The following is a 7,301-nucleotide window of genomic DNA, read 5'->3' as shown; positions in this document are numbered from 1 at the left end:
GACCGCATAGAGCCGATTATTTAGAACGAGAGATAATTAACAGAATTACACGAGCCGTGTGCGGCGAAAGTCGCATGCACGGTTCTTGAAGGGGAAAGCGGGGGAAACCCCGCAGACCTACTTAGATGTAGGCTTATCACTCCTGCAACAGTCGAGAACCATGGGTACATATATAAATAGAGGTAATATAAAGTTCCGAGACATAGTGTATCACGAGTATGCAGACAGGACATCGCTGATACCGCTGATCAATGCAATCTCAACTCTGAGAGCCGCTATAGCTGCGTCACCCGCTGCCGCCGATTCGGCAAGTCGATGGCTGCGAAGATGCTATGTGCCTACTACGACATGTCGTACGACTCGCGAGAGCTGTTCCGTGGTTTGAAAGCAGAACAGAACAAATCGTTCGAGACATACATCAATATTATTTAAAAATCGTATTTTATATGACATTCAAAAAAACAATGACAGCAATGATGACTTTGATAGCAGCTGTGACTATGACATGCTGCGTGAGCAATACAGACAATGCCGAATATAGCCCTACACCCAACCCCACTCTCACCACATGGAAAGCAGGAGAGAAGGTGAGCGACAAAGATGTAGAGACATTCGGCATAGAGAAGTGCTTCGTAAGCGAAAACATTTCAGACAGCGTCTTCAACGTGATGAAAGGAAAGACCTATAAGGACAACTGTACCGTACCACGCAGCGACCTGAGATACCTGAAGGTGCTCCACCGGAATATTGAGGGAGAGACCGTGCTCGGCGAACTGGTGTGCAACAAGGCGGTGGCAGCTGACTTCATCGACATCTTCCGCACACTATACGATGCCAGATACCCCATAGAGCGTATGGTGCTAATAGACAACTATAACGCCCAAGACGACCCATCGATGGAAGCTAACAACTCGTCGTGCTTCAACTTCAGGTTTATTGCCGGTACAACGACACTCTCTAACCACAGCATGGGAATGGCCATAGACATCAACCCGCTGTACAACCCATACGTGAAACAACGCACCAACGGCACTCTCTATGTCAGTCCGGAAAGCGGCCGACCTTATGCCGACAGAAACAGGCAGTTTGACTACAAGATTGACCACAACGACCTATGCTACAAGCTCTTCAAGCAACACGGATTTACATGGGGCGGCGACTGGACAAGTCTGAAAGACTATCAGCACTTCGAGAAATGACAGCAACACACACTGCTGAGATTAACTGATAACGGAATAATAAGGGAGAGGCAATACGATTCCTCACTTCATGAAAAAGAGACGATACGAAATCCCACAGTATGAAACAAGCATCATAACGATATTACACTACATGAAACAGACTTCCTTACAACACTGGCTGACGGCATTGCTGTTATTAGGAGCATCCATATGCCTCGCACAACGAAAAGCGACAACCATCAACGACAATTGGTCGTTTAAGAAACAAAACGACAAGGAATGGACACAGGTGAACCTGCCACACACATACAACCACGACGCCTACAACTCCCGCAACTATTACCAGGGAAAGGCGTCGTATAAGCGCATACTTAAGCTCGACTCTGTATGTAGCGACAAACGATACTACCTGAAGGTGGATGCGGCAAGCAAATACGCCACTGTGAGCATCAACGGGACAACGGTAGGCAGTCATGCTGGTGGATATACAGCATTTACCCTCGACGTCACTCCATATCTTAAAACAGAAAACACCATAGAGATAGACGTTGACAACAGCAGAAACGACGTGACACCGATATCTGCTGACTTCACTTTCTGGGGAGGCATCTATCGCGACGTATGGCTGATAGAAACTCCGCTGCTGCATTTCGACATCACCGACCACGGTGCAGACGGCATTTACATCTCTACGCCAAAGGTGAACAAAGACTCTGCAGTGATAAGCGTAAAAAGCAAACTGATAAACGAGGCTACGACAAAGGCGAACCTCGAACTGACATGCCGGGTGACAGCTCCTAACGGGGCTGTGGTGCAGACTGTCAAGAAACGGTTAAGGCTGAAACCAGGAGAGCGGAAGGATGCCGTAGTGACCACAAACGTGATACACAACCCACTACTATGGAGTCCTGAAAATCCTAACCTCTACACGGTGGAAACAACGATAGTGGATAGGAAAACGAAAGTGGAGATAGACCATCAGACTCATAAGACAGGACTAAGATGGTGGCATTTCGACGCCGACAAGGGATTCACGCTCAACGGGAAGCCTTACAAACTACGCGGATTCAACCGCCACCAAGACCAATGGCCTCATGGTGTGGCACTTCACGACGAGGCCCATCGGCGCGACATACAGATGATGAAAGACCTCGGCGCAAACTTTATACGCATTTCACACTATCCACAAGACGACGCCCTGCTCGACGAATGCGACCGACTGGGCATCATGGCATGGGAAGAGATTCCAATCGTAAACTTTGTGCCCGACACGCCAGGATATGACGACAACTGCGAACAAAACCTCGTGGAGATGATACGTCAGCACTATAACCACCCGTCGGTTATTGCGTGGGGATATATGAACGAGATACTCCTTACCGCACCAGGAAAGGACAAGGACGACTTCCAGCCATGCCGAGACCGCACTGTCGCCCTCGCCCGACGACTGGAGGCGAAGCTGAAAGAGGAAGACTCTCTCAGGACAAGCGTCATGGCCTTTGCCGCCAGCAACGAGTATAACGAGATAGGACTCGATCTGGAAGACGTGGCAGGATGGAACCTCTATCACGGATGGTATTGGGGTGAACTGAAAGGATTCGAGGAGTGGTGCGCCGACCAGCATGAGCGCTATCCTAAACATCCGTTTATGATAAGCGAATGGGGAGCGGGCAGCGACCGCCGCCTACATTCCGCCAACCCGAAAGCCTTCGACTTCTCGATGGAATATCAGCAAAAATACATCGAACACTATCTGCCCGTAATTGAACAGACACCGTACATTATGGGAGGCGCATACTGGAATTTTATCGATTTCAACGTGGCTGCACGTCAGGAATCGATGCCAAGGGTAAACAACAAAGGTGTGTTTTTCAACAATCGTCAGCCCAAAGACGTAGCATATTATTTCAAAGCAGCTTGGCGCGACGACATTCCTGTCATACACATTGCCACACGCGACCGCGACAACTTCACAGCCGCTGACGGCCCAGACTATCCCGTGAAGATATACACCAACTGCGACGAGGTGGAACTTACGGTCAATGGCGTGTCAGTAGGACGGCAAAAGACAGAAAACTATCACTGCACATTCAATGTGGACATGCCCGATGGTATCTCGGCAATCATGGCAAAGGGAACATACAAAGGCAAGGATGCGTATGACGCCACCACAATATCCATATTGCCTATGCCCAACATAGCAACGGGCGAGGAACTATCAATAAACGTAGGTAGCAACTGCGACTACACCTCCGACGAGGGCGTGACATGGCTATCAGACAGCAACTTCCGTGGTGGAAAGACAAAAAGCAACACTTCAGAGGTATTACTCACCACCGACGATCCTCTCTTCCAAACATGGCGCGAGAGCAGTTACGAATATGTGTTCGATGTAGTAAATGGGAAATACGAAGTGGAACTGCTTACCGTAGAAAAGACCATTCCATCGGGACAACTTGCCAATTTGCTGGGCCGCGGCTCTGACGACCGATACAGCATTGCCGCTCGCGAGCGCCGTTTCATCAAGGTCTCTAATGGCAAGATTATCATTATGTCGGGCGACATAAAAAAAGGTCGCCTACTATGCGGCATAAAGATTCGACGGATATTGTGACGGATAAAATCACGGGCATCAAAAAAGGTGGGGAAGCGCATTTCCCCACCTTTTTGATATCATACAATTTGTATCCTATAATACATATTGCAAACTGATCTATCGTCCTATCATTATTTATTTAATTATCATACCGCCCATAGGCTGAATGGTGACCTTGGCCATGCCGTCTTTACCCACCTTTATTGGTTTCATGACCGACGTAGGCACTATCTCGCCCTTCTTGCGCGGATTGTCGATATAGAGGTTTGCTGTCTTGCCGGCTAACATAGGAAGGTTGAGGTTGAGAGTCATTGGCTTGTCGGTACCGTTGAGTCCAGCCACATACCAGTCGTTGCCAGTGCGACGAGCCAACACAGCGTAGCGTGTAGGATAGCCGTCGATATAGCGTGTCTCATCCCATGTTGTAGGGAGCTTAGTGAGGAATTCAAGCTGAAAATCCTCCATTTCATCGAGGTTATTCGGACACATTGCCACACAGTTGACACTTGTCTGGATGACGATGGCCGAGGCAAGTTCGAAGATGTCGGAAGAATAGCGTGGATGTCCGCTCTTGTTGTCCTGGCTCATATGGCGGTTCATGATCACACCACCCCAGTCGGCGGCTCCGAGAGCATTGCGCGAGAACGGATGCATGGTAAGTTGGAATCCCTCTTGCTTTGCGTGGTATTCAGAGAAGCGGATATTCTCAGAGGCGAGCAACGCTTCAGACGCCACGTAGTTGGGATACATACGTTCCCATCCGCGCGGAATGGTACAACCATGGAACACCACTTGAAGTCCATACTGATTGGCATCGACGAGGATGTCTTCGTAGAGTTTCATCATCTCTTGTTTGTCGCTGCCGAAGAAGTCAACCTTTATTCCTGCGATATTGTTGTCCTTCATCCATTTCATCTCGCGATGACGAGCATAGGCTGTATTCATACAGTCGCGCGGTCCTTGTGGAGCATCGTTCCAGTATCCGTTAGAGCTATACCACAGCATGAGTCGCACGCCCTTGCTCTGAGCATATCGCGACAACTCCTCGATGCGTTCGCGTCCTATCTGTGTGTCCCACCAGTTATCGACAAGGCAGTATTCAAAGCCCATCTCAGCCGAGAGGTCGATAAACTTCGTCTGATCGTCGTAGTTGATTGACGAGTCTTGCCATACGAGCCAGCTCCAGGTATAACGTCCTGGCTTATAGTTGATAGACGGCTGATAAAGCGGTTCCACAAGGTCGTATGGAATGGTGGTCTCGACTATTGGTTGCAGTGTGGAACCGAGGGTGATGGTGCGCCACGGTGTGTTTCCTGGTAGGGGGATGGCAGCATACTGGCTGCCCATACCATTGAGTTCGGTAGGATTCGGGAACGTGATGGTATAACCCGTTTGCGGATCATAGTCGCTGAGATGAGATGCTGCATAGTTGCTGCCCACTCCCGTCTCGCCGACGAGCACCCATCCGTCGTTGCCCACGTGATAGAGGCAAGGCAGAGTATATCCTTCGCCGAATGCCGATTTGTCGGTCATCGGTGCGTCAGCCTTGTACTCCTCCTCATACGAGGGTTTTGTTCTCTCCCACCCCGCCATGGTCTTGCTCTGCGGACAGATAAAGGTGGTGGTGTGCTGTGGGAAGTTGAAGCTCGACGCCTCGCTATAGATGACGGCACACTTGGGATTGTTGTCCTTACCTCGTGGCAATGAATAGCGATAAGCTATGTCGCGGTCAGACACGTTCATCGTCAGGTCCATGCGGTAGCCATCGGCATTGACGAGCGTCACGACGGCCTGGTTTGCCACATAATGAGCCGACGAAGCCTTTGTGCGAGTCATCTGATAAGCGTGATCCACTTTCTTCTCCTCGCAGGCTGTGATGGTGAGCTGGCGGGTGAAGTCGCCGATATTAGTCTTTAGTCCGAGCGCCGAGTTGACGAGCATGTCTTTCCCGTCGAGTGTGGCGGAATAGGTGACGCGGCCACCGTTGTCGCTTATGGTGACCACGACACGTCCGTCGGGCGATGTCACCTTTACGTCTTTTGCGTTTGCCATGGCGACGCCCATTGTCATCGCCAAGGCAAGAAATATCAGTTTCATGTTTCTTATTTTTTTTGTTATGATGTTAGTCTATAAGATTTGTCTTTCCCTTTACAGTCCTTGCAATGCTTTCAGCTGATTAGCTGCAAAGCGTCCCATTGCCTCATATCCGGCAGGATTAGGGTGCAACCAGTCGCCGCAATGGAATGCTGGGTTCATCTTTGACGGGCAAGCTGGGTCGCGTATGACGCTGTCGAAGTCGATTACTCCGTCAAACTCCCCGCTCTCACGTATCCACTTGTTGAGAGTCTGTCGGGCAGCCTCGCGGAAGTAGCCTTTGTCGTCATAGAAGCTGCCAAGGAACGGGGTGATCGTAGCTCCGTAGATCTTCATGCCACGGTCGTGCGCCTTACGTATAAACTCCTTGTAGCACTCAATTATCTTCTTTGCTCGAGCCTCAGCGTCGCCATTGATGCCGCCGAGGTCGTTGACGCCCTCAAACACAATTACGCTCTTCACGCCATCCTGTTCGAGACAGTCGCGGTCGTAACGTTTCACGGCGGGGTCGCTCAGTCCGCCATAGAAGACGCTGTTGCCGCCGATGCCGAGGTTGAGTACAGCCACATTGTTCTCAGCCACACCTTCAGCAAAGAAGTCGGTCCAACGGTTCTGCAGGTTGGTCGTGGTGCCACGTCCGTCAGTGATGGAGTTGCCTATACATGCTACGGCATTGGCATTGTCAGAAATCACGTCGATGGTGGCGATATTATACCAATGGTCTTCACGTTCGATGTCCACGAACTGTGTCTTTGGCTTAGCTTCACCTTTTATTATATAAGAAGTGGTGCGCGAACCGCGGTGGCTGGTGGCATTTACCGGCGTGTTACCATAGCTGATGGTGATGGCAAGACGTTGCAGAGGCTTGAGGTTGTAAGCGAGAGCATCGCTGACGGCAGTCTTTCCGCCCTCGATGGTTATAGCCTTCTTGCCGCCGAAGGTGAGGTAACGGGCCGTCTTTGACAGGATGTCGATACCGATGTCTTCTGTTGGTTTTCCCTCCACGATATCAGCCACGAAGATCGACTTTATCTCTACTGGCTCCTTGCTATACTCGTTTGAGAGATGCAGGCGCATGGTCTGTCCGCCTATCGAGACGTGAACTATCTGCCTGATAGCCTTCTCGGTCAAGGTGCCGCTCTTCGGCATGTCGCCCTTGCCTGTAAACTCGGTTGCGGTAGCCCATGTAGCCACCCATTGTCCGTTTGTCTTCTCTCCTTTTGCTTGTGCTGCGACTGTCATCATTAGTGCAATCGCCAAAATAAACAACTGTTTCATATCTGTCTTGGATTAATAATTTTTGCAAAGTTAACAATTATTTAAATGTTGCCAAAGGGTAAATGTATCTAAAAGAATAGAATTTGTTTCATTGACCGTATTTTTGCACATTTTTCTCGATTTTATCGGTATTTTTCTTTAATTTTGCGCCG

General features: G+C 49.8%; 5 protein-coding genes. 3 read left to right on the top strand and 2 right to left on the bottom strand.

What is annotated here, in order from left to right:
* Window positions 1-231 precede the first annotated feature (231 nt).
* The 3 genes from CIK99_RS15870 (at window position 232) to CIK99_RS02525 (ending at window position 3,795) form a co-directional block, all read left to right on the top strand.
* Window positions 232-432 (top strand): AAA family ATPase, encoded by a 201-nt coding sequence (locus CIK99_RS15870; RefSeq protein ID WP_094379435.1) that lies wholly within the window; start codon window positions 232-234, stop codon window positions 430-432.
* 14 nt (window positions 433-446) lie between these two features.
* Window positions 447-1,199 carry a M15 family metallopeptidase gene (locus CIK99_RS02530; RefSeq protein ID WP_254047696.1) on the top strand — a complete coding sequence of 251 codons (753 nt, stop codon included), beginning with the start codon at window positions 447-449 and terminating at the stop codon, window positions 1,197-1,199.
* A gap of 70 nt (window positions 1,200-1,269) precedes the next feature.
* A complete protein-coding gene (locus CIK99_RS02525) occupies window positions 1,270-3,795 on the top strand; it encodes a glycoside hydrolase family 2 protein (protein WP_254047695.1) in 2,526 nt (841 codons plus the stop codon).
* A 117-nt stretch (window positions 3,796-3,912) separates the two neighbouring features.
* On the opposite strand, the gene CIK99_RS02520 is transcribed toward CIK99_RS02525, so the two are convergent.
* Window positions 3,913-5,874 (bottom strand): glycoside hydrolase family 97 protein, encoded by a 1,962-nt coding sequence (locus CIK99_RS02520; RefSeq protein WP_094379431.1) that lies wholly within the window; start codon window positions 5,872-5,874, stop codon window positions 3,913-3,915.
* Between the two features lie 51 nt (window positions 5,875-5,925).
* A complete protein-coding gene (locus tag CIK99_RS02515; protein ID WP_094379429.1) occupies window positions 5,926-7,149 on the bottom strand; it encodes an SGNH/GDSL hydrolase family protein in 1,224 nt (407 codons plus the stop codon).
* Between the last annotated feature and the right edge of the window lie 152 nt (window positions 7,150-7,301).

The organism is Prevotella sp. P5-92 (assembly GCF_002251245.1).
GTDB lineage: Bacteria > Bacteroidota > Bacteroidia > Bacteroidales > Bacteroidaceae > Prevotella.
The sequence above is the reverse complement of the archived record's forward strand: the minus strand, read 5'-3'. Positions and strand labels throughout refer to the sequence as shown.

Excerpts from the sequence above, each read along its gene's own strand:
- CIK99_RS02525 (WP_254047695.1), top strand. The coding sequence starts at position 1,270 with ATGAAAAAGAGACGATACGAAATCCCACAGTATGAAACAAGCATCATA.
- CIK99_RS02530 (WP_254047696.1), top strand. The coding sequence starts at position 447 with ATGACATTCAAAAAAACAATGACAGCAATGATGACTTTGATAGCAGCT.
- CIK99_RS02515 (WP_094379429.1), bottom strand. The coding sequence starts at position 7,149 with ATGAAACAGTTGTTTATTTTGGCGATTGCACTAATGATGACAGTCGCA.
- CIK99_RS02520 (WP_094379431.1), bottom strand. The coding sequence starts at position 5,874 with ATGAAACTGATATTTCTTGCCTTGGCGATGACAATGGGCGTCGCCATG.